Genomic DNA, 20,400 nt, shown 5'->3' on the forward strand with positions numbered 1-20,400 from the left:
ACGGCGGACCGGGCGCGGGCGGCTCCGGCGCCAGCGGCTCTGCGAACTGGCAGTTCAGCTGGACCGGGCCGGCCGGCCAGCGGTGGGCGCGATACGCCAGCTGGTCGACCGCCGTGAGCACCGAGGCCAGCGGCACGTCGCCGCGCGGCGCGGCCAGATCGAAGGACCAGCGCGTGTAGGAGGAGAAGATGCCGACCTGGTCGATGGTCTGGTTCGCGCCGGCCTCGCGCAGTTCGACCGGGCGATCGGCCGACAACACGATCAGCGGCGTCGCCGATCGGCTCGCCTCGACGACGGCGGGCAGGTAGTTGGCGACAGCCGTCCCGGAGGTACAGACCAGCACGGCGGCCCGCCCGGTCGCGCTGGCCCAACCGAGCGCCTTGAACGCGGCGCCCCGCTCATCGATCAGCACCTCGCATTCGGCGCGCTCGTTCGCGTCGGCCGCCAGCACCAGGGGCGTGTTGCGCGAACCGGGCGACAGCAGCCAGCGCGTGCAGCCGCAGCGCACGAGCTCCTCGACCACGGCGCGCGACCAGACATGGTTGAGGGATTCCGTGAACACCGTTTACGCTCCGGCGAAGGGGTCGAGCACGTGTTTGATCTTGCTCTCCAGTTCCTGCCACTCCTGGGCCGGCACCGATCCGGCGACGATCCCCGCCCCGGCGAAGGCCGTCAACCGCCGGTCTGCCACCAGGACCGAGCGGATCGCCACCGCGAGTTCGACGCGGCGGCGGCCGATCGCGCCGACGATGCCGGTATACCAGCCGCGGCCGAAGGGCTCGGTGCGCCGAATCGTCGCCAGTGCCGCCGCGGGCGAGGTGCCGCAGACGGCCGGAGTCGGATGCAGGGCGGCGACGACATCGCCGAGCGTCCGGTCCGGCGCCAGCTCGCCGCTCAGGCCGACAGCGATGTGCGCGACGTCGCGCAGGTTCAACAGGCGCCGCGGCTCTGGCTCGGCCACCCGGCTGCAGAGCGCCGTCAGCCGCCCTACGAGATGATCGAGCACGATGCGATGCTCCCGGCCGTTCTTCTCGCAGGCGAGCAGGTCCTGCGCCCCGTCCGCCGGCGCGGTGCCGGCGATCGCCTCGGTCTCGAGGCGGCCGCCCTCCAGACGGAAAAGCAGCTCGGGAGACAGGCCGAGATAGGCCGCTTCGGCCCGCGGCTCGATCAGATACGCGAAACACTGCGGATTGGCCCGTGCCAGCGTCTCGAGGCAGGCGACCGGGTCGACCGCCCTCGTGAAATCGAGACGGGTGCGCCGCGTCATGACCACTTTCTCGACCGCGCCCCGCGAGACCGCGGCCAGGGTGTCGGCGACGCCCGCCTCCCAGTCGTTGCGCCCGGGCAGATCGACACGCTGGACGAAGGCGCCCGGCGAGACGGCGGCCGCCGCGTCCCGCGGCAGCACCATGCGCTCGAGGCGCGCCGCGAGTTCGTCGCGCACGGCGTCCTCGCGGCTCTGCGCACCGATCGCGACGCACAGGACCAGGCTGACGGTCGCACCGCGCCGGCACAGCATCGTGGCGGGAATCGTGAACTCGAGTGCCGGAAAACCCGACCACAGGGCGTCCGCCGGGCCGGCCGGATCGAAGGCCTGTCCGCCCACGAAAAAGAGCGAATCGTCGGCGGCAGCGGCGAGAATCCCGTCGATGCGGTCGTAGGCCAGACCCGTAGCGTCGGCCGAGTCGGCCTCGACACGCAGGGCCGCGCCGGCGGCGGCCAGTTCGAACCGTCCGTCGCGCGACGACCAGTAGTAACGACGACCGGCCGGCTGTCCGCGCAGCCAGGCGAGGATCTGCACATCGCCGACGGGGACCGAGACCGTCAGCGGCAGGCGTTCGCGGCCGCCGCCGAGCCGTCGCTGCAGGGTGTGGAACCGACCGGTGAAATCGCTTCCTGACAGATCGATGGCCGGGGGGGTGCTGCCGCGACACCAGGCGCTCATACCCACGTCACGCCTTCCCCTCCCGGGCCGTGCGCAATCCCGCCAGACGTTTCAGCAGCGTGTCGAACTGATCGAAATCGAGCGCCTGCTCGCGGTCGGACAGGGCCGTCGACGGGTCCGGATGCAGCTCGACCATCAGGCCGTCGGCGCCGGCCGCGGCGGCGGCCAGGGCGAGCGGCACGACCAGTTCGCGCCGGCCGGCGGCGTGCGACGGGTCGGCCACCACCGGGTAGCCGGACAGGTGGCGGACCTGCGCGATGGCGGCGATATCGAGCATGTTGCGACAGCGGGGTTCGAAGGTCCTGATCCCGCGCTCGCAGAGGATGATGCGATCGTTGCCGCCGCGGCTGACGTACTCGGCTGCCTGGAGCCACTCGTCGACGGTCGCGGCCATCCCCCGCTTGAGCAGCACCGGCTTGTCGACCGAACCGAGAGCCGTCAGCAGCGTGTAGTTGAACATGCTCCGCGACCCGACCTGCAGGATGTCGGCGTGCCGGCAGACCGCTTCGATCTGGGACCGGTCCATGACCTCGGTGACGATCTTCAGGCCGGCCGGACGGGCGCTGGCGGAGATGATGCGCAGTCCCTGCTCGCCGAGCCCCTGGAAGTCGTCTGGCGAGGTGCGCGGCTTGAAGGCGCCGCCGCGGATGTAACGGATGTTGCGCCGGCGCAGGAAGTCGACGACGGCCTCTATCTGTTCTTCGGACTCGATGGCGCACGGTCCGGCGATCATGACCGGCGCCGCGGCGTCGGCGAAGTCGGCGTCGATGCTGCGGTCGGCGCCGGGCGACGGCGTCGAGCCGGGCGCGCCGCCCGACCGGTTCGCGAGGGCCTCAGTCTGCGCGTCGAGACACCCGAAGACGCGTACGACCACGCGGTCCCTGGTCTGCACCTCGCAGTCGATTCCCTTGTCGCGCAGGGCTTGCAGAAAGATATCCAAGGCCGGGTCCTGCCGTTCGAAACTAAATATCATCATCTGTCCCATCGTCTTTGACGCCCACGTAGATCGTCGCGATCGCGCCGCTGAGGGGAATCATGCGCACGCCGTCGAAGCCGGCTGCCGTGACCAGGCGGCAGAATCCTTCTCCGCAGGGGAAGTCCTCGACGGTCCGATTAAGGTAACGATAAGCGCGGGAGTCACCAGAAATTGCCGCCCCGAGCCGGGGCAGCACGCGGCGGAAGTAGAAGAGGTACACCAGACGCCACAGCCGGTTCGTCGGCAACGAGAATTCGAGTATCGCCAGGGTGCCGCCGGGCTGCAGGATGCGCCGGAATTCGCGCAGGCACCGCCGCGGATCGGGCATGTTGCGGATGCCGAAGGCGATGGTGGCGCAGTCCACGCTGCCGTCGGCCACGGGCATCCCCTGGCCGTCGCCGCGGACGAGCACGATACGGCCGTCGAGACCACGGTCGGCGATCTTGGCGTTGCCGAGGCGCAGCATCCGCTGCGCCATGTCGATGCCGACGCCGCGCCGGACACCGGGTAGACGCTGCACGACCGTGATGATCTGGTCGCCGGTGCCGCAGGCCAGGTCGAGCACGATCTCGTGCCGCACCTTCGACAGCTCCCGTGCGACGTGCCGGCGCCAGCGTACGTCCATGCCGCAGGAGAGCAGGTGGTTCAGCAGGTCGTAGCGCGGGGAGATACGATCGAAGAGGGCGGGCGAATCCGCCTTGGCGGGAACGGCGGCGAGAGTCTGCGCGCTCGGGTTTTCCGGCATGTCGGCATGATTCATGGTCGGCCCGTTGGATATGCACGGAATGCAGGTACTGCGTGACCGCCACACGGCTGCCAGCAGGCTGTTGGAAACGAGCCAAGAATAGACCTGTCCCGTGGACGGGGCAAGGCGGGGATGTGCCCGTCCGCGCATACCGACCCCGGAAAACGGCGTCACCGGGACGAAGCCGCCTTGGACGGCCTGTGGCTGCATGCGCTGTTCGCGCCTATCTTGAAGCGCAAGACGGACCTGCCGGTCACGAATACGATCCCACAGCCGATATGCGATGACGAACAGGAGCCAAACGGCCATGAAGACCATCAGCACCGAAGACCTCAAGAAGATGCTCGATGCCGGCGATGTCGCCTTCTTCGACGTGCGGGGGGACGTCGAGTTCGAGATCGGCCACATCCCCGGCGCCAAGACCGCGCCGCTGGGTTCCCTCGTCTTCCGCGTGGCGAGCGTGATGAACCCGGATTCCTTCGTCGCCGTCTACTCGGCCGGCGAGGGCTGCGATCTGGCGACCCAGGCCGTCCAGCGGCTGGAGAACCTCGGCCTGCGCAACGTCCACTGCTACCGGGATGGCCTCGCGGGGTGGCGTGCCGCGGGCCTGCCCGTGATCCCCTCGAAAAACGCCAAGCTCCACACCCAGGGCGAGTTCCTGGAGGTCCGCCCCATCGTCGTGGACAGGGACAAGGCCTACGGCGGCGCTTTCAGGGGCAAGCCGGTCGACACGGAAGGTGCGGGGGGATAGCCCCCACAGGTCAACGGGCGCGGGCATGTCGCGAAAACGAATCAATCGTGGGTGGCGCAGGCAACCCCGGTATGCCCTCCGAGAACCGCCTGCGCCAGCAGCGTTTCCCACCGGGGCGCGACCAGGTCCCATGAATCCAGGTATTTCGGGTGGAGTGTCCGGAGCCGCATGATCCAGCTCCTATGGGGACGCCGAAGGCATCACCCCGCCGCCACCCGCGCCGGCACCAGCTCGGCCAACTCCCGTTGCAGGCACTCCAGCTGCTTCACGAAGACTTCGCGGTGCGGCGCCACGAGCTTGCCCGCCAGTTCGCGGTAATGCTGTACGCCCCGCTGCAGGTTGTCGCGGCACTCCGCGATGGTCCGGGCCAGACGATCCGAAGGATCCTCGATTTGCCGGGCGATGTCGCGGCTCAGGCATTCCAGATGCAACGAGAGCTCCTTGAGCAGCATGTGCGGCCGGTCCGGAGCGAGCGGCAGGCTCGCGCGGCCGTAGATATGGTCGATCATGCCGTCGAGGGTGGTCACCTGGTGGAAGTAGGCGGCGTTGGGACCGCAGCACACTGCCGTGGTCGCGGTGGGATCGATGTCCATGGGGCCCGTGGCGCCCCCGGCCAGATCGTGGCAGATGCAGGCCTTGGCCACCACCGACTCCCGGGCGCGCCGCTTGTCCAGGTCCGACAGGGACGAGTCGGCGATCTGCTCCAGCTTGCGGTGCTGGAACCCGCGGCTGGCGGTGCAGATGGGCGCGGTGGTGAACTCGGAATCGGAGACCAGATAACCCTTGGGACACCAGCTGCCGGGCTTGCCGTCGGCGAGGCGCCGCAGGCGGTTCTCTTCGCTGGTCGAGGTGCGCAGCGACCAGAACGGCACACCCAGAGGCGAGGCGCCGCTCAGATCGATGTCGTCCTCGCCGGCCGCCGTGAGACGCGCCAGGTTCTCGGGGTCGATGTTGACGACCTCGGGTACGAACAGGAAGGCGCTGCCCCAGCCGGTGCCGTCCACGCGGTAGTGCTCGCGCAGGAGCCGGTCCTCGTCGGCGTCGCCGAGGCCGCCCTGCACGGTGACGCGGACGGGAGCGGGCTCCCCCGACGTCTCGCCGCGCCCCAGTGCGGCCAACGCCTGCCGGCGCAGCCCGAGCAGGCTCTCGGCCAGATTGTCCTTCTCCCGCTTGAACTCCTCGAGGATGGGGCCCACGAGCTGGCCCTTGCCACCGAACGCATGGCCGCCGCAGTTGAGCCCCGATTCCACCCTGAACTCCGAAACGTACAGGCCCAGCTTGGCCAGCAGCTTCCCCTGCAGCAGGGCCGAACGGTAATCGCTCACCTTCAGCACGATGCGCTTGCGCAGATCACCGTGCTTGTCGGGGAACATGTCGCCGAACTCGGCCATGTAGGAGAAGAGGCGGCGGTTCATGCCCGCCGACAGCACCACCGAAGCATCGACGCGGCTGTTCATGAACCCGCGCAAGGCGCTCAGGGCGTCGGAGCAACGCTCGCGAAACTTGTGGCCGCGGCGGTCGTGGTCGCGATCGAGCTTGGTCATGATGTTCACGTCGATGGGACCCGGCTGGACGAACCCGCGCAGCCGGTCCTGGAGCTGTCGGCTTACCTCGGGATCGACGGTGGCCTGCATGCTCTCGTAGAGTGCGCGCAGGGGCGACGGCGGCAACAGCTCGAAGTAGCGCACGATCTCGCTGCCGGCCTCGAACACCGCGCCGCGCACGCGCTCGATCTGACGGTGCACCAGCGTATCCAGCAGGTCGAGGTAGGCGGTGATGCGGCGGGCGCGGGCGTCGTCGGCATGATCCTCGATGGGGTCGCACGGCTCGCCGTGCTCCCGGCAGAGGCGTTGACGGACCTGCTCGATGAGGACGTCGTCCACCAGCGACACAACCGAGGCGATGCCGTAGCGCGCCACCTTCAGCGGCGTGTCGATGGTGAATCCGGTACCCATGACGGGGATGTGGAAGGTGTGCACGGGAGCGTGCGGCTTGTGCCCCATGGCGGCTCCGGTCTCGGGGGTACTCTGATCGACGCGGAGCGTAGAACAGGGTGGTTGCATAGCACAATAAGTTTATGCCAAGAACATGCCGATGGCCAGTGAACTTTATCTTTCAATGCGGTCTCGGAATCGCCCCGGCCGACCGGATCCCGCGACGGGACCGTGACGCCGGCCGGGACGGATTGCGAGGCGGTCAGCCCTGCATCTTGGCGAGGATGTGATCAATGACCTGGCTGTGCTCGTGCTGGGGGCTGAAAAGGATTATCTCGGCGTCGGCGTCGGCGCGCACCGTGTGGCCGGGAGGCCAGTAGAACAGATCGCCGCCGCTGACCGTATCCTGCGTATCATCGGCGAAGCTGACGGTGAGCGCGCCCTCCAGCAGGTATCCCCAGTGCGGCGACTGGCAGAGATCGTTCTCGAGGCCGTGGAGCAGGGGCGTGATGTCCATTCCCGCGGCGAGCGAGAAGTACTCGCCGCCGATCTTGCCGTACCCGGTCGCATCTCCGAAATCCGTCAACTGTCGGGCGACGGCGCCCGGCGCATCGATCTTGACCGGAACGTCATTCTTGTCTATCCGCATGTCGAATGCCTTTCATTCAGGGAAACGTGTGTTTAAACAAGATAAATACGGTCTCACATATGAGCCAGCAGATCAACAGGGGGTTCCGGCATGCGGCACAGCCGGGTCAGACTCGGGGCGAAAACCTGTGCGCATCGTCGGCGACGCCGACCGGGACGGCGAACATATTCGCGCGAATGCGCCACGCACGGCTTGCCGAGATCAGGTCGGTGAGGATGGAGCCTGATGGCGATGGACGCACCCGACACCTACTTCACGCTCATGCCTCGCGCGCGCCCTTGTGCAGGCCTTCGAAGAAGGCCCGCGCGTTGCTCCCCAGGGTGCGGTTGCGGTAGCCGCCCTCCTGCACCACGAGGGTCGGCAGGCCGAGGACGCCGACGCGTCGCCCGTTCTCGCGCAGATCGTCGGCCGTCAGGCTCCAGGTGCCCGTCGGGTCGCCCTTGGCCGTGTCCAGTCCCAGCGCCACCACCAGGACGGCCGGCTCGAAGCTCCGGATGCGCCGCAGCGCCTGGTCCAGGGCCCCGCGGTAGCGGGGTCCGTCCACCTTCTCCGGCAGCGGCAGGTTCAGGTTGTAGCCCAGGCCGGCGCCTGCCCCCTGCTCCTCGCTATAGCCCGAGAAGTAGGGAAAGGCGAAGCGGGGGCTGCCGTGGATCGAGACGGTCAGCACGTCGTCGCGGGCGTAGAAGATGTCCTGCTGCCCGTTGCCGTGGTGGTAGTCCAGGTCCAGGATCGCCACCCGGCCCAGGGACGCCAGTTCGTGGGCGGCCACGGCGGCGTTGTTGAAGTAGCAGAAGCCGCCGAACACCCGCTGCTCGGCGTGGTGCCCCGGCGGCCGCACCAGGGCGTAGGCCAGCCGCCGTCCCTTGGCGATGGCCGCCGCGCCGGCCAGGGCGCATTCCACGGCGCCGCGGGCGGCTAAGAAGGCGTTGCGGTTCAGGGGCGTGAAGGTGTCGATGCACCAGTAGCCGGCCCGCATGGCCAGGTCGGTGGGCGGGCGGCTGGCGTTGCGGATGGGGAACACGTACGGATAGACCGACTCCCCGACCTTGAGGTCGAGGCAAACCTTGCGCATGTAGGCGACCAGGGCCCGGTCGTGCACCTGGCGCACGGGCTCGAGGGAGCGGGTGCGGGCGGTCTGCCGCTCGAAGAGCGTCGTCTTATCCAGCTCGGCCAGGATCCGCGACACTCGCACCGGCGACTCCACGTAACCGCGGTCGTTGACGTGGTGGATATCGTGCTTGTCGTTGACGAACAGGGCGATGCGCTCGGCGGACCCTGACGCGGGCGCGGACGGCGTCTTCTCGACGCGGACGTAGCGGGGCTCGCGCAGGCGTACCGGGTCGTCCCTGAACGAGGCGACGACCCGCTCGACGTACTCCGGCGGGCAGACATGGGCATACTTGCGCTCGAGGATGGCGCGCACCGCGTCACGCACGAAGCGCCGGCGCAGGGGCCGGTCCGTGCCGAGGTCGTCGATCACCAGGTACGGCATGCTGTCGTTGTCGTCGTTCAGGGGCGCGTCGTACGCGTTGTTCACCGCGGGCCTGGCGCCGTATCCCTCGTAGAAACGGAGCCGGGCCCGGTTGGCCTTCAACAGGGACGGGTCGCGGCAGGCTTCGGGGTCGTCGGGCAGGCATTCGAAGAACAGGGCCCGCACGCCGGACTCGGCGGCCTCGTCGCGCACCCGCTGGTACAGGGCGCCGCCGATGCCGCGGCTGGTCAGGCGGGTGCTGGCGGCGATGTAGTCCAGATATGACATGCGAAGCTGCGGCTCGTGCAGGACCAGCGCGAAGCCCTGCACCTGCCCAGCGCGACGCTCGGCCACGTGCAGGATGGCCCGGAAGCGCTGAGCGAAGGGATCGCGCAGCTTCTGGATCAGGCCGTCGATGTCGCGCTTGGGCGGTTGATCGAACTGCTCCTCGATGATGGTCTTCACCTGCCGGATGGCCTCGCGGTTCACCGGCAGGATGTCGTCATGGATGCGGCGAATGCGGAACACCGTGTCACTTCCTTGCCTAGTACGGGATGCCGATCTCCCCGGCGGCATCCATGTAGTACGTGATCGTACCCTTCCCTGCACGAATCGTAATCTGTTTATTGAGACGATCGGCACGGGGGTTCTTCTTCCCCATAGGGAGGGGGTTTCGCGATAGCAGTGGCTTGCGGCCACCAGGTGCAAGCGGTAGCTGGGCGGCCAGGGCCGAACAAAAGATACCCACGCGCCTCCTGCACCCCGTCCCCCGGCGACGTTTTCGATCACTAGTTCGATTTTCCTTGAGTTCGAATCCAGGAATCCCCTACTGTCCCACGGTCGAACCATGCTCGACACGACGGAACGGAATTCGCCGCGGCGTCCTGTTCCACACGGACTGGATCCTCGAGATCCCCGCGAATCGAGATGTACGTCATGACAGACCCCAATAGCGGTGACTTCTACCGCTTTTCCCGCAATCTGAGCGAAGATGAGCGGAGCGTCCGCTATACCGTCCGTCGCTTCGTCGAACAGTCCTTTCTTCCGGTCATCCGCCAGCACTTCGCCGACGGCACCTTCCCCATGGAGATCATCCCGGAACTCGGCGCCCTGGGCCTGCTCGGACCGTCGATCCACGGCCCCGGATGCCCCGGTCTGAGCGCCACGGTGTACGGCCTGATCTGCCAGGAACTCGAACGGGGCGACAGCGGCCTGCGCAGCTTCGCGTCGGTGCAGGGCAGCCTGGTGATGTGGCCCATCGCCACCTACGGATCAGAGGAGCAGAAGGCCAAGTGGCTGCCCGAGTTGGCGGCCGGCCGCAAGATCGGCTGTTTCGGCCTGACCGAGGCGGATCACGGCTCCGACCCCGGCGGCATGGAGACGCGGGCGGTCCGCGACGGCGAGGGGTGGGTCCTCGACGGGAGCAAGCTGTGGATCACCAACGCCAACACGGCCGACGTGGCCGTGGTCTGGGCGCGATGCGACAAGGGAATAGTCGGCTTCCTCATGGAGCGGGGCACGCCCGGCTTCTCGACGAACACCATCCACGGCAAGTACAGCCTGCGCGCCAGCGACACCGGCGAGCTGGTGTTCGACGAGGTGCGGCTGCCCGAGAGCTGCCGTCTGCCCGGGGCCAAGGGCCTGCGCGCACCCCTCTCCTGTCTCAACCAGGCCCGCTACGGCATCGCCTGGGGCGCCGTCGGCGCCGCGTCGGACTGTTACGAAACCGCCCTGCGCTACGCGCTGGAGCGCCGGCAGTTCGGCAAACCCATCGGCGCGTTCCAGCTGGTCCAGCGGAAGCTCGTGACGATGCTGACCGAGATCGTCAAGGCCCAGGGCCTGTGCCACCAGCTCGGGCGCCTGAAGGACGACGGCATCGACGAGGTGCCCCTCGTCTCGCTCGCCAAGCGCAACAACGTGGCCATCGCCCTCGATTGCGCGCGGACGGCCCGCGACATCCTCGGCGCCGCCGGCGTGACCGACGAGTTCTCCCCCGGGCGCCACATGGCCAACCTGGAGTCCGTGTACACCTACGAAGGCACCCACGACATCCACACGCTGATCGTGGGAGCGGAGATTACCGGACTGCCGGCCTACCGGTAGTCGCGACGACGAAGGAGACACCGATGTCCCTAGACTGGCTGCCTCGCGACGACGAGATCAAGAACCACGCCCTGTGCGGAACCGAACACTGGGGTGCGGAGCCGCCGTGCACCGGCTACGAGAAGCGGCCGGTGCTCGACGCATCGGGCGCTCCCGTCGACGGCCTTTACACGGCCTGGATCACGCTGAACAACCCGGCCCAGTTCAACTCCTACACCACCGAGATGGTCAAGGGGGTGATCGCCGGTTTCCAGGCCGCTTCTTCGGACCGGAGCGTGGTGGCCGCTGTGTTCACCGGCGCCGGCGACCGCGCGTTCTGCACCGGCGGCAACACAAAGGAATACGCCGAATACTACAGCCGCCGCCCCAGCGAGTACGGCGAGTACATGGACCTGTTCAACGCCATGGTCGACGGCATCCTAAACTGCAAGAAGCCCACGATCTGCCGGGTCAACGGCATGCGGGTGGCCGGCGGCCAGGAGATCGGCATGGCCTGCGACCTGACCCTGTCGTCGGACCTGGCGATCTTCGGCCAGGCCGGCCCCAAGCACGGCTCGGCCCCCGACGGCGGCAGCACGGACTTCCTGCCCTGGATGCTGCCCGTCGAGGACGCCATGTGGAACTGCATCTCCTGCGAGATGTGGAGCTCCTACAAGATGAAGATCAAGGGGCTGATCACCGCCGTGGTGCCCGTGCTGGACGTGGACGGCGAGATCGTGCGCAACCCCCTGGTGATCACCGACCGCTACGTGGACGACGGCGAGGTCGTGTACGGCGAGATGAAGACCGGCGACGAGGCCCGCCAGGCCAAGGGGATCCTCAAGTCGGGCACCGTCGACTTCACCGGCCTCGACGCCGAAGTCGACCGGATCGTTTGGCGCTTCACGAACCTGTTCCCGGGCTGCCTGATCAAGTCCATCGACGGCATTCGGGCCAAGAAGAAGTTCTTCTGGGACCAGACGAAACTCGCCAACCGCCACTGGCTCGCGGCGAACATGAGCGGCGAGGCGTTCCTGGGCTTCACCGCCTTCAACAACCGCAAGCGTACGGGCCGCGACGTGATCGACTTCGTGAAGTACCGGCAGCTGATCGCCGAGGGCGCCCTGATGGACGACGACGCCTTCACCGCGGTGCTCCCCGCGCCCGAGGAGGGTTGACGAAGCATGGCCTTCTGCGACTTCACCCTCCACCGTCCCGACTCCGTGGCCGAGGCCTGTCGCCTGGGCCGCGACTACGGACGCGACGCGGCCTACATGGCCGGCGGAACCGAACTGCTGGTCGACCTCCGCTCTGGCCGCAAGGCGGTGGGGCACGTCATCGCCCTCGGGCGCCTCGCGGAGCTCAGGGAGATCCGGTGCGACGGGGACACGCTGCACATCGGCGCCCTGGCCACTTTGAACGAGATCGCCGAGTCGCCGGAGGTGCTCGAGCGGTTCCGCCCCCTCGCGGAGGCCATCGAGACCATGGCCGGCTCGCAGATCCGCAATCTGGCCACCATGGGCGGCAATTTCAGCTGCGGGGTGCCGTGCTCCGACACACCTCCGATCACGTGCGCGGCCGGAGGTGCGATCGTCTTGGCGGGGCCCGACGGCGAGCGCGAGGTCGCCGCCCGTAACTTCGTGCTCGCGCCGCGGAAGACCGTTCTCGCCCCCGGCGAGATCGTCACCGCGATCCGCATCCCGCCCCAGCCCGCCACGTCCGGCGCCAACTTCCAGCGCTTCGCCCTGCGCCGCGGTTCCGCCCTGGCGGTCGCCTCGGTCTCGGCCTGGCTGAACGTCGAGCACGGCGTGATCACCGAGGCGCGAATCGTGATGGGAGCCGTGGGTCCGGTGCCCCTGTTCGCGGAACGCTGCGCCATGGCCGTGGCGGGCGAGTCCCCGGGCGAGACCGTTTTCGCCGCAGCCGGCAGGATCGCCGCCGAGGAGGCCCGACCCATCAGCGACCTGAGGGGGAACGAGCAGTTCCGCCGCGACGTGGTGGCAGTCCTGGCCCGCCGCGCACTAGCACGCGCCGCCGACCTCGCGGAAGGACGGGACCGATGAGCGACACACGCTGCGACATCCGGAACAACGCTCACCTGATCCAGCTCACCGTCAACGGCCGCGTCCATGTGCTCGGGGTAGCCCCCGGGACCACGCTCAAGCAGGTGCTGCGGGAGGAGCTGAACCTGACCGGCACCAAGAGCGGCTGCGACACGGGCGACTGCGGCGCCTGCACCGTGCTCATGAACGGGCGGGCGGTGACGTCCTGCCTGGTGCTGGCCGCCACTGCCGACGGCGCGGAGATCACGACCATCGAGGGTGTGGCCGACGGTGGCGAGCTGCACCCCCTGCAGAAGTCATTCATCAAGCACGGCGCCCTGCAGTGCGGGTTCTGCACGCCGGGCATGATCAACTCCAGCCTGGAATTGATCAGGAAGAAGCCCGCTCCCGACGACGACGACATCAAGGCCGCCCTCGGCGGCCACCTTTGCCGGTGCGGCACCTACCCCCGCATCATCGAGGCCGTGAAGGACTGGCAGAGCTTCGAGGGCGTGGACCTGGACACCGGACCGGGCGAAAACGATGAGCGGGACCAGCAGCGGGACCACAGCACCGTGGGCCGCAGCGTGACGCGCTACGACGGACCGGACAAGGTGACCGGCCGCACGGAGTACGCCGCGGACATCAAGCTGCCCGGGATGGTGTACGGCAAGATCCTCGGCAGTCCCATCCCCCACGGCCTGATCAAGGGCATCGACACGAGCGCGGCCCGTGCGTTACCGGGCGTGCTGGCGGTGATCACGGCCGAGGACGTGCCGGACGTCCGCTACGGCGTGAGCCCCGCCCGCTACGACGAGGAGATCCTCGCCCGCGAGCGCGTGCGTTACGTGGGCGACGAGGTGGCCGCGGTGGTCGCGGAGGACGAGGCCACGGCCGAGAAGGCCTTGAAGCTGATCGAGGTGGAATACGAGCCCCTGCCGGCGGTCCTCGATCCGCGCGATGCCATGGCCGAGGGCGCGCCGCTGATCCACCCCGAGAACGAGAAGTACGCCCGCAACATCAACACTTCCGTCGAGTGGCACTTCGGCGATGTCGAGCAGGGCTTCGCGGATGCCGACTGCATCGTCGAGGACACCTTCGTGGGCAACCGCACCTACCAGTGCCCCATCGAGCCCCATGCGTCGGTGGCGCGCTGGGAGCATCACGCCGGCAAGCTGACGGTCTGGTCGTCGTCCCAGGCGCCCCACTACCTGCGGCACATGCTGAGCCGGATCTTCGACATCCCCCAGGGCGACATCCGCGCCATCGCGCCAGTCGTGGGCGGCGGCTTCGGCGTGAAGGCCGAGGCCACGCCCCTGGACCTGTGCGCGGTGATCTTGGCGCGGATAGTCGGGCGGCCGGTGATGATGAAGTACACGCGCGAGGAGATGTTTCGCCACTTCCGCGGGCGTCACAAGCAGTACATCGACATGAAGATCGGCTTGAAGAAGGACGGCACGATCACCGCCTGCCAGTCGCACATCCTGCTCGACGGGGGGGCGTATACCTCCTTCGGCATCGTTACGGCCTACTACGCCGGTTCGATGGTGCCGACGCTCTACAAGATCCCGAACTACAAGTACGACGGCTACCGCATGTACACGAACCTACCCGCGAGCGGGGCCATGCGCGGCCACGGCGTGCCCCAGCCCCGGTTCGCCTTCGAGTCGCTGCTGGACATGGCGGCGGAGAAGCTCGGGCTCGATCCGTTCGACATCCGTCTGCGCAACGCCATGGAGCCCGACACCATCACCTGCAACGACCTCGACATCTCGTCGTGCGAGTTCGAGGCCACCCTGAAGCAGGCGCGCGAACGGACGGGCTGGGACCGGAAGAAGGGCAAGCTGCCGCCCGGCAAGGGCATCGGCGTCGGCTGCGGCGGATTCGTGTCCGGCGCGGGCTATCCCATCTACCGTTCCAAGTTCCCCCACTCCAACGCCCTGATCCGCTTGTCGGAAGACGGCATGGCGGCCTCGCTGCACATCGCGGCGGCGGAGATCGGGCAGGGCTGCAACACGATCCTGCCCCAGATCGCGGCCGAGGAGCTGGGCATTCCCTACCACCGGATCTGGCTCGCGGCAAACGACTCGGTGCTCGCACCGACCGATCTCGGGGCATACTCGAGCCGCGTGACCCTGATGGCCGGCAACGCTGTGCGCATGGCCGCGGCCGAGGTCAAGGCGCAGCTCCTGGTGGTCGCCGGCGAGCGGCTGGGCTGCGACACGCACGCCCTGACCGCCCGCGACGGCCGCATCTTCGTGGCCGAGCATCCCCGCCTCGGCATGGACTGGGACGAGGCCGCGCGCCTGGCCTTCTCCCGTGGCGGACCGGTGACCGGAACCGGCCACTATTCCCCGCCTCCCGGTCTCGGAGGCCGGTACAAGGGCGCCACGGTCGGCACGTCGCCGGCGTACAGCTTCTCCACGGCCGTGTGCGAGGTGACCGTCGACCTGGAGACGGGCTACGTGACCGTGGACGACTTCTACGACTTCAGCGACGCCGGCACGGTGATCAACCCGGTGACCTTCCACGGGCAGGTCGAGGGCGGCATCATCATGGGCCTCGGTGAGACGCTCCTGGAGGACACGCTGGTGCGCGAAGACGGCTCCCTGGTGAACCCCGACCTGCACGGCTACCTGGTGCCGACGATCTGCGACGTGCCCCGCATCGTCTCGCGGGCGGTCGAGAGCTACGAGCCGCACGGGCCCTTCGGGGCCAAGGAGATCGGCGAGGGCTGCCTGCCGCCGATCCTGGGCGCCATCGCCAACGCGGTGTACGACGCCTGCGGCGTGCGGGTCACGGAACTGCCCATTACGCCCGAGAAGGTTCTCGCCGGCCTGAAGGCGCTACGACGGGAACGGGAAGAGAAGTAATGTCCGCCGACATCGAACGTCCCGCCAACTCGGAGAACAAGGTCGGCCGGACGCCCCGGACCGCCCCCAAGCTGGACAAGCTGCTGACCGCCTCGGCCGGCCTGATGGCCCGGCAGGGCTTCTGCCAGACGTCGATCCGCGACGTGGCCAGCGAGACCGGCTTCAGCCTGGGCGGCATGTATTATTACTTCGAGAACAAGGAAGACCTGCTCTTCCAGATCCAGCGCCGCACCTTCGGCGCCCTGCTGGAGCTCCAGGAGGCGGATTTGAAGGAGGGTGGCAGCGCCGAGGAGTGCTTGCGCCGCCTGGTGCGCAATCACCTGGAATACTTCACCGAGCACTTCAACGAGCTTAAGGTCTGCACCTTCGAACTGGAATCCCTGCAGGGGACACGCTACGCGGCCATCGCCGAGCTGCGCCGTCGCTACTACCAATACCTGGCCGACGTGGTGGCCGAGCTCGAGGGACTGGATGCGAACGAGACGGCCGACGTGGAGCGGATCCGCCACATCACCCTCTTCATCTTCGGCATGCTCAACTGGATCTTCATGTGGTTCAGCCCCGAGCGGGACGAACCGGTGGCCCACCTCGGCGAGGAGATGATCGACCTGATCCTGAACGGACTGGGCAACGCGCCCGCGGACCGGTCCTGAGCAACGAGTGACCCCGCGATCCTCGCGACGCCAGAAAGGAAGCAGCGAACATGAACCTGGGACTGGAGGGCAAAGTCGCCATCGTCACCGGCGGCAGCCGGGGCATCGGCGCGGCGATCAGCCTGGAGCTGGCACGGCAGGGTTGCGACGTGGCGCTGACCTGTCAGGGGCGGATCGACGCCGCCAACGAGGTGGCCGCCAAGATAAAGGAGATGGGCCGGCGCGCCCTGGCCGTGAAGGCCGACGTGACCAGCGTCGAGGAGACCGAACGCACGGTCAACCGCGTGGTCGAGGAACTGGGCGGTCTGGACATCATGGTCTGCAACGCCGGCATCACCTGGGATGGGGTGATCTGGAAGATGTCCGAGAAGCAGTGGGACGCTGTCATCGCGACTAATCTCAAGGGCTACTTCACGTACAACCAGGCGGCGGCGCGCGTCTTCATGAAGCAGCGCAGCGGCAAGATCGTCAATCTCTCGTCGATCAACGGCCTGCGGGGCAAGTTCGGCCAGACCAACTATTCCGCCTCCAAGGGGGGGAACAACGCCCTGACCAAGGCCCTGGCCAAGGAAATGGGCAAGTTCAACGTCAACGTCAACGCGGTGGCGCCGGGCATGGTGGCCACCGAGATGGCCGCCACCATCCCGCCCGAATTCCTGAACGCCGCGGTGAAGGACACGGTGCTCGGGCGCATCGCCACCTCGGAGGACGTGGCCCACGTGGTGGTCTTCCTGTGCTCGGACTACGCGCGCCACATCACCGGTGAAGTGATCAAGGTCGACGGCGGCCAGTACATATAGCCCCTGTCTACGGAGGGACACGATGACCAGAGTCGGAGTTGTTGGAATCGGCCATACCGTCTTCGGCCGGCGCAGCGACGCCACCGTCCAGGAGCTGGCCTACGAGGCCTACCGGGACGCCCTGGCCGACGCCGACCTGGATCCGCAGCAGATCGACGCCTCGGTGATCGGCTCGGTTCCCGAGTATCACAAGCAACGCTCGCTGGCCGGCGTGATCCAGGAATACCTGGACCTGAACCCGCGGCCGACGTGGTTGACGGAGGTGGCCTGCGCCTCGGGGTCGGCCGCCATCCGCACGGCCTGGATGTCCATCAAGGCCGGCGTACACGAGGTCGTGGCCGTGATCGGCTGCCAGAAAATGACCGAGCTGACCACGCCCGAGATCCTGGCCCTGATGGGCCGCGTGGGCGACGTGCAGTGGGAGTCGGTCTTCGGCACCACCTTCCCGGGCTACTACGCGCTCTTCGCCCAGCGCCACATGCACGAGTACGGCACCACGGCCGAGCAGCTGGCCCTCGTCGCGGTAAAGAACCACTACTACGGCGCACGCAATCCCAAGGCCCTCTTCCGGAAGGAGATCACCGTCGAGAAGGCCCGCGCGAGCGATCCCGTGGCTTCGCCGTTGAACGTGTACGACTGTTGCGCCAACGCCGACGGCGCCGTGTGCCTGATCCTGGCCGCCGAGGACACGGCCCGCGAACTGAGCGACCGGACCGTCTGGCTGGACGGCCTGGGCTGCGCCACGGCCAGCATGTCGGTCCTGCGCCGGGCCGACCTGACCGGCCTGCCCTCGGCCACGGCCGCCGCCCGGGAGGCCTACGCCATGGCCGGCATCACGGCCAAGGACATCAAGGTCGCAGAGGTCCATGACTGCTTCACCATCGCCGAGCTGATGGCCTACGAGGACCTCGGCTTCTGCGCGCGCGGCCGGGGCGGCCGCTTCATCGAGGAGAAGCAGGCCTACATCGGCGGATCGACGCCGGTGAACGTGGACGGCGGACTGAAGGCCAAGGGACATCCCATCGGCGCGACGGGAGCCTCCCAGGCCTGCGAGATCGTCAAGCAGCTGCGCGGGGAGTGCGGCGAGCGCCAGGTCGAGGACGCCGATCTGGGCCTGACCCACAACGTGGGGGGCATCGGCCAGTACTGCTTCGTCCACGTCTTCAGGAGGGATTGAGCCATGTTCCAGTGGTTCGGAAAAGTCAGCTATTGCCCCCATACCAAGGTGTCCGGCTTCGCGCGGCACCTCAAGGACGGCCGCCTGATGGGCTCCCGGTGCGCCGCCTGCGATCATCTCTCCTTCCCGCCCCGGGCCGACTGCCCGGCCTGCCGGCATGGCGAGTTCGCTTACGCCGAGATGACGGGCCAGGGCTCGGTCGTGACCTTCACCCGCATCGAGGCGGCGCCGGCCGGCTTCGAGGACATGGTCCCTTACACCGTGGGCGTGATCGACCTGGCCGAGACGGGCCGCCTGCTGGCCTGGTTCGGCGAGACCATCCCCGAGGCCGAGATCGCCATCGGCATGGAGGTGCAGGTGGTTCCGCGCATGTTCGAGGAGGAAGAGGAGATCAAGGTCTACTACACCCTGGAGCGTCCCGGCACGACCTGGGTGAAGTCGGACTCGTCCTGATACGAGGGAGGAAAACATGTCCGCCGCAGAATCCGAACTGGTCAGCTACCGCGTGTCCGACGATGTCGCCTGCCTGCAGCTGAACAACCCGCCCGTGAACATCATGAGCGCCGCCCTGATGCAGGAGATGAGCGCCCACCTCGAGACGATAGCCGCCGACCGGGACCTGAAAGCGCTGGCCGTCACCGCGGCCGGCAAAGCCTTCTGCGCCGGCGCCGACGTGGGAGAGCATCGCCCGGACAAGGTGCAAGAGATGATCGGCGCCTTCGGCCGGCTTTTCCGCCAGCTGGATGCCCTGGAGATCCCCGTCGTGATGGCAGTGGGCGGCGTCGCCATGGGCGCCGGCTTCGAGTTGATCCTGATGGCCGATGTGCTGCTGGCGTCGGCAGAGGCCGTGTTCGGCCAGCCGGAGATCAGGCTGGGGTTCTTCGCGCCGGTCGGCGTGGTCGAACTCCCCGCGCTGGTGGGCCGCGCCAAGGCCATGGAGATCACGTGCACGGGACGGAACTACTCGGCGGCGGAGATGGCCCGCATGGGTCTGGTCGCCAGCGTCGTGGGGGCCGACGAACTGGACGGCGCCCTCGCTGGCGTGCTCAAGGATATCCGCCGGGCGAGCCCGCTTGTGCTGCGGCTCAACACACGCACCCTCAAGCGCTCGCGCGCGGGCGATTTCGCCGCGACGCTCGCCGAGGCCGAGCGCGTCTTCCTCGAGGAATTGATGACCAGCCGCGATCCCGTGGAGGGCATCGAGGCGTTCTACGCCAAGAGGCGGCCGGAATGGACGAACTCGTGACCACGACCTCCCGCAGACAGGAGACGCCCATGCATATCGTCATCGTCGGCGCCGGAGCCCTCGGCGGACTGGTCGGAGCCCAGCTGACCCTCGGCGGCGAGGACGTCTCCCTCATCGAGATCAACGAGGCCCGCGTGAAACTGCTGCGGGAGTCCGGCCTCTTCGTGTCCGAGGGCACCTCCGGCGAGACGTGCGTGCCGGTGAAGATAACCTCTTCGGTCGAGGGCCTGCCCGTCGCCGACCTGATCTTCGTGTCGGTCAAGAGCTACCAGACCGAGGCCGCAGTGCGCGCCAGCCTGCCTGTGATCGGACCCGAGACCTTCATGCTTTCGATGCAGAACGGCATCGGCAACACCGACACCATGGCGGGGATCATCGACCCATCCCGGGTGCTCAGCGGGGTCACGTACCACAGCATCCAGCACACGGGCCCGAACCGCATCCGCTACCGACCGGGCATCAAGCCCATCCAGATCGCCCCTTATGACGGCGTCGTCACCGAGGAGATCGAGCGCGTGGGAGAGGTGTTCCGTGCCTCCGGCCTGAACACCGAGGTGCGCGACCACATCAACGACGTGATCTGGCAGAAGCTCCTGCACAACGCAGTGGTCAATCCCGTGTCGGCGCTGACGGGCCTGACCTGCCGCGAAATGCTCGACGACCCGGACATACAGTCGTTCATGCGCGACCTCTGCCTCGAGATCATCGAGGTGATGAAGGCGCTGGGCGTGCCCATCGTGAACGAGGAAGATCCCTACGCCCCGGTGGTCAACTCGCAGAAGGCCCTCGGCAAGAACCGGCCGTCCATGTGGCAGGACCTGGCCCGCTCGTGCCGGACCGAGGTGGACGCCATCAACGGGGCGGTGGTGCGCGAAGCCGAACGGCTGGGGCTGGACGCTCCGCACAACCGCGGACTCGTCCGCTTCATCCACTCGCGCGAGCGTCAGAAGTTCCTGCGCAAGCAGGAGGTGGCCGACATGCTGCGGGCCGCGGCCGGCGCCGCCCTGGCCGAGCCCAGCGGCAGCAGCGACGCGCCCGCCCCGCAGACTGCGGGCG

Annotated in this window: 18 protein-coding genes; 11 read left to right on the top strand and 7 right to left on the bottom strand. The window is 68.0% G+C overall.

Annotated elements, in window-relative coordinates:
• The 4 genes from menD to ubiE form a co-directional block, all read right to left on the bottom strand.
• On the bottom strand, window positions 1–562 hold a 562-nt coding region (menD, locus tag KJ554_09765; GenBank protein ID MBU0742622.1), incomplete at its 3' end, for a 2-succinyl-5-enolpyruvyl-6-hydroxy-3-cyclohexene-1-carboxylic-acid synthase.
• Window positions 563–565: 3 nt separating this feature from the next.
• Complete coding sequence (locus tag KJ554_09770) at window positions 566–1,945, bottom strand: isochorismate synthase (protein MBU0742623.1); 1,380 nt, start codon at window positions 1,943–1,945, stop codon at window positions 566–568.
• 7 nt (window positions 1,946–1,952) lie between these two features.
• Window positions 1,953–2,678: a 3-deoxy-7-phosphoheptulonate synthase gene (aroF, locus tag KJ554_09775; GenBank protein MBU0742624.1), complete on the bottom strand. Its 726-nt coding sequence runs from the start codon at window positions 2,676–2,678 to the stop codon at window positions 1,953–1,955.
• Window positions 2,679–2,907: 229 nt separating this feature from the next.
• Window positions 2,908–3,990 (bottom strand): bifunctional demethylmenaquinone methyltransferase/2-methoxy-6-polyprenyl-1,4-benzoquinol methylase UbiE, encoded by a 1,083-nt coding sequence (gene ubiE, locus KJ554_09780; GenBank protein MBU0742625.1) that lies wholly within the window; start codon window positions 3,988–3,990, stop codon window positions 2,908–2,910.
• Here ubiE and KJ554_09785 point away from each other — a divergent pair.
• A complete protein-coding gene (locus KJ554_09785; GenBank protein MBU0742626.1) occupies window positions 3,974–4,417 on the top strand; it encodes a rhodanese-like domain-containing protein in 444 nt (147 codons plus the stop codon). The genes ubiE and KJ554_09785 overlap by 17 nt on opposite strands.
• Before the next feature lie 200 nt (window positions 4,418–4,617).
• On the opposite strand, the gene KJ554_09790 is transcribed toward KJ554_09785, so the two are convergent.
• The 3 genes from KJ554_09790 to KJ554_09800 all read right to left on the bottom strand — a co-directional run bounded on the left by KJ554_09790 (window position 4,618) and on the right by KJ554_09800 (window position 8,999).
• On the bottom strand, window positions 4,618–6,420 hold the full coding sequence (locus KJ554_09790; protein MBU0742627.1) for a hypothetical protein: 1,803 nt from the start codon (window positions 6,418–6,420) through the stop codon (window positions 4,618–4,620).
• Between the two features lie 193 nt (window positions 6,421–6,613).
• A complete protein-coding gene (locus KJ554_09795) occupies window positions 6,614–7,000 on the bottom strand; it encodes a cupin domain-containing protein (GenBank protein ID MBU0742628.1) in 387 nt (128 codons plus the stop codon).
• A gap of 259 nt (window positions 7,001–7,259) precedes the next feature.
• Complete coding sequence (locus tag KJ554_09800; GenBank protein ID MBU0742629.1) at window positions 7,260–8,999, bottom strand: histone deacetylase family protein; 1,740 nt, start codon at window positions 8,997–8,999, stop codon at window positions 7,260–7,262.
• A gap of 408 nt (window positions 9,000–9,407) precedes the next feature.
• On the opposite strand from KJ554_09800, the gene KJ554_09805 reads away from it, so the two are divergent.
• The 10 genes from KJ554_09805 to KJ554_09850 form a co-directional block, all read left to right on the top strand.
• The gene (locus KJ554_09805; GenBank protein MBU0742630.1) at window positions 9,408–10,574 is read left to right on the top strand and encodes an acyl-CoA dehydrogenase family protein; all 1,167 of its coding nucleotides are present in this window, start codon (window positions 9,408–9,410) and stop codon (window positions 10,572–10,574) included.
• 23 nt (window positions 10,575–10,597) lie between these two features.
• Complete coding sequence (gene oah, locus KJ554_09810; protein ID MBU0742631.1) at window positions 10,598–11,731, top strand: 6-oxocyclohex-1-ene-1-carbonyl-CoA hydratase; 1,134 nt, start codon at window positions 10,598–10,600, stop codon at window positions 11,729–11,731.
• Window positions 11,732–11,737: 6 nt separating this feature from the next.
• A complete protein-coding gene (locus tag KJ554_09815) occupies window positions 11,738–12,616 on the top strand; it encodes an FAD binding domain-containing protein (protein MBU0742632.1) in 879 nt (292 codons plus the stop codon).
• Entirely contained in the window at window positions 12,613–15,468 is a 2,856-nt protein-coding gene (locus KJ554_09820) for a molybdopterin-dependent oxidoreductase (GenBank protein MBU0742633.1), read from the top strand. The genes KJ554_09815 and KJ554_09820 overlap by 4 nt, the downstream gene beginning before the upstream one ends.
• Window positions 15,468–16,121: a TetR/AcrR family transcriptional regulator gene (locus tag KJ554_09825; GenBank protein ID MBU0742634.1), complete on the top strand. Its 654-nt coding sequence runs from the start codon at window positions 15,468–15,470 to the stop codon at window positions 16,119–16,121. Before KJ554_09820 ends, KJ554_09825 begins: the two co-directional genes overlap by 1 nt.
• 56 nt (window positions 16,122–16,177) lie before the next feature.
• Window positions 16,178–16,921: a 3-oxoacyl-ACP reductase FabG gene (locus KJ554_09830; GenBank protein ID MBU0742635.1), complete on the top strand. Its 744-nt coding sequence runs from the start codon at window positions 16,178–16,180 to the stop codon at window positions 16,919–16,921.
• Window positions 16,922–16,943: 22 nt separating this feature from the next.
• On the top strand, window positions 16,944–18,098 hold the full coding sequence (locus KJ554_09835) for a thiolase domain-containing protein (GenBank protein MBU0742636.1): 1,155 nt from the start codon (window positions 16,944–16,946) through the stop codon (window positions 18,096–18,098).
• Between the two features lie 3 nt (window positions 18,099–18,101).
• Window positions 18,102–18,551, top strand: a complete 450-nt coding sequence (locus KJ554_09840) for a Zn-ribbon domain-containing OB-fold protein (GenBank protein ID MBU0742637.1) — start codon at window positions 18,102–18,104, stop codon at window positions 18,549–18,551.
• Window positions 18,552–18,567: 16 nt separating this feature from the next.
• Window positions 18,568–19,344, top strand: a complete 777-nt coding sequence (locus tag KJ554_09845; GenBank protein ID MBU0742638.1) for an enoyl-CoA hydratase/isomerase family protein — start codon at window positions 18,568–18,570, stop codon at window positions 19,342–19,344.
• Between the two features lie 29 nt (window positions 19,345–19,373).
• Window positions 19,374–20,400, top strand: a 1,027-nt coding sequence (locus KJ554_09850; protein ID MBU0742639.1) for a 2-dehydropantoate 2-reductase, incomplete at its 3' end; no start/stop codon positions are given.

The sequence above is a fragment of the bacterium genome (assembly GCA_018814885.1).
Classification (GTDB): Bacteria; Krumholzibacteriota; Krumholzibacteriia; order LZORAL124-64-63; family LZORAL124-64-63; genus JAHIYU01.

Coding starts and splice junctions, on each gene's coding strand:
- KJ554_09840 (MBU0742637.1), top strand. CDS start 18,102: ATGTTCCAGTGGTTCGGAAAAGTCAGCTATTGCCCCCATACCAAGGTG.
- KJ554_09845 (MBU0742638.1), top strand. CDS start 18,568: ATGTCCGCCGCAGAATCCGAACTGGTCAGCTACCGCGTGTCCGACGAT.
- aroF (MBU0742624.1), bottom strand. CDS start 2,678: ATGATCGCCGGACCGTGCGCCATCGAGTCCGAAGAACAGATAGAGGCC.
- KJ554_09805 (MBU0742630.1), top strand. CDS start 9,408: ATGACAGACCCCAATAGCGGTGACTTCTACCGCTTTTCCCGCAATCTG.
- oah (MBU0742631.1), top strand. CDS start 10,598: ATGTCCCTAGACTGGCTGCCTCGCGACGACGAGATCAAGAACCACGCC.
- KJ554_09815 (MBU0742632.1), top strand. CDS start 11,738: ATGGCCTTCTGCGACTTCACCCTCCACCGTCCCGACTCCGTGGCCGAG.
- KJ554_09835 (MBU0742636.1), top strand. CDS start 16,944: ATGACCAGAGTCGGAGTTGTTGGAATCGGCCATACCGTCTTCGGCCGG.
- KJ554_09770 (MBU0742623.1), bottom strand. CDS start 1,945: ATGAGCGCCTGGTGTCGCGGCAGCACCCCCCCGGCCATCGATCTGTCA.
- KJ554_09790 (MBU0742627.1), bottom strand. CDS start 6,420: ATGGGGCACAAGCCGCACGCTCCCGTGCACACCTTCCACATCCCCGTC.
- KJ554_09785 (MBU0742626.1), top strand. CDS start 3,974: ATGAAGACCATCAGCACCGAAGACCTCAAGAAGATGCTCGATGCCGGC.
- KJ554_09820 (MBU0742633.1), top strand. CDS start 12,613: ATGAGCGACACACGCTGCGACATCCGGAACAACGCTCACCTGATCCAG.
- KJ554_09795 (MBU0742628.1), bottom strand. CDS start 7,000: ATGCGGATAGACAAGAATGACGTTCCGGTCAAGATCGATGCGCCGGGC.
- KJ554_09825 (MBU0742634.1), top strand. CDS start 15,468: ATGTCCGCCGACATCGAACGTCCCGCCAACTCGGAGAACAAGGTCGGC.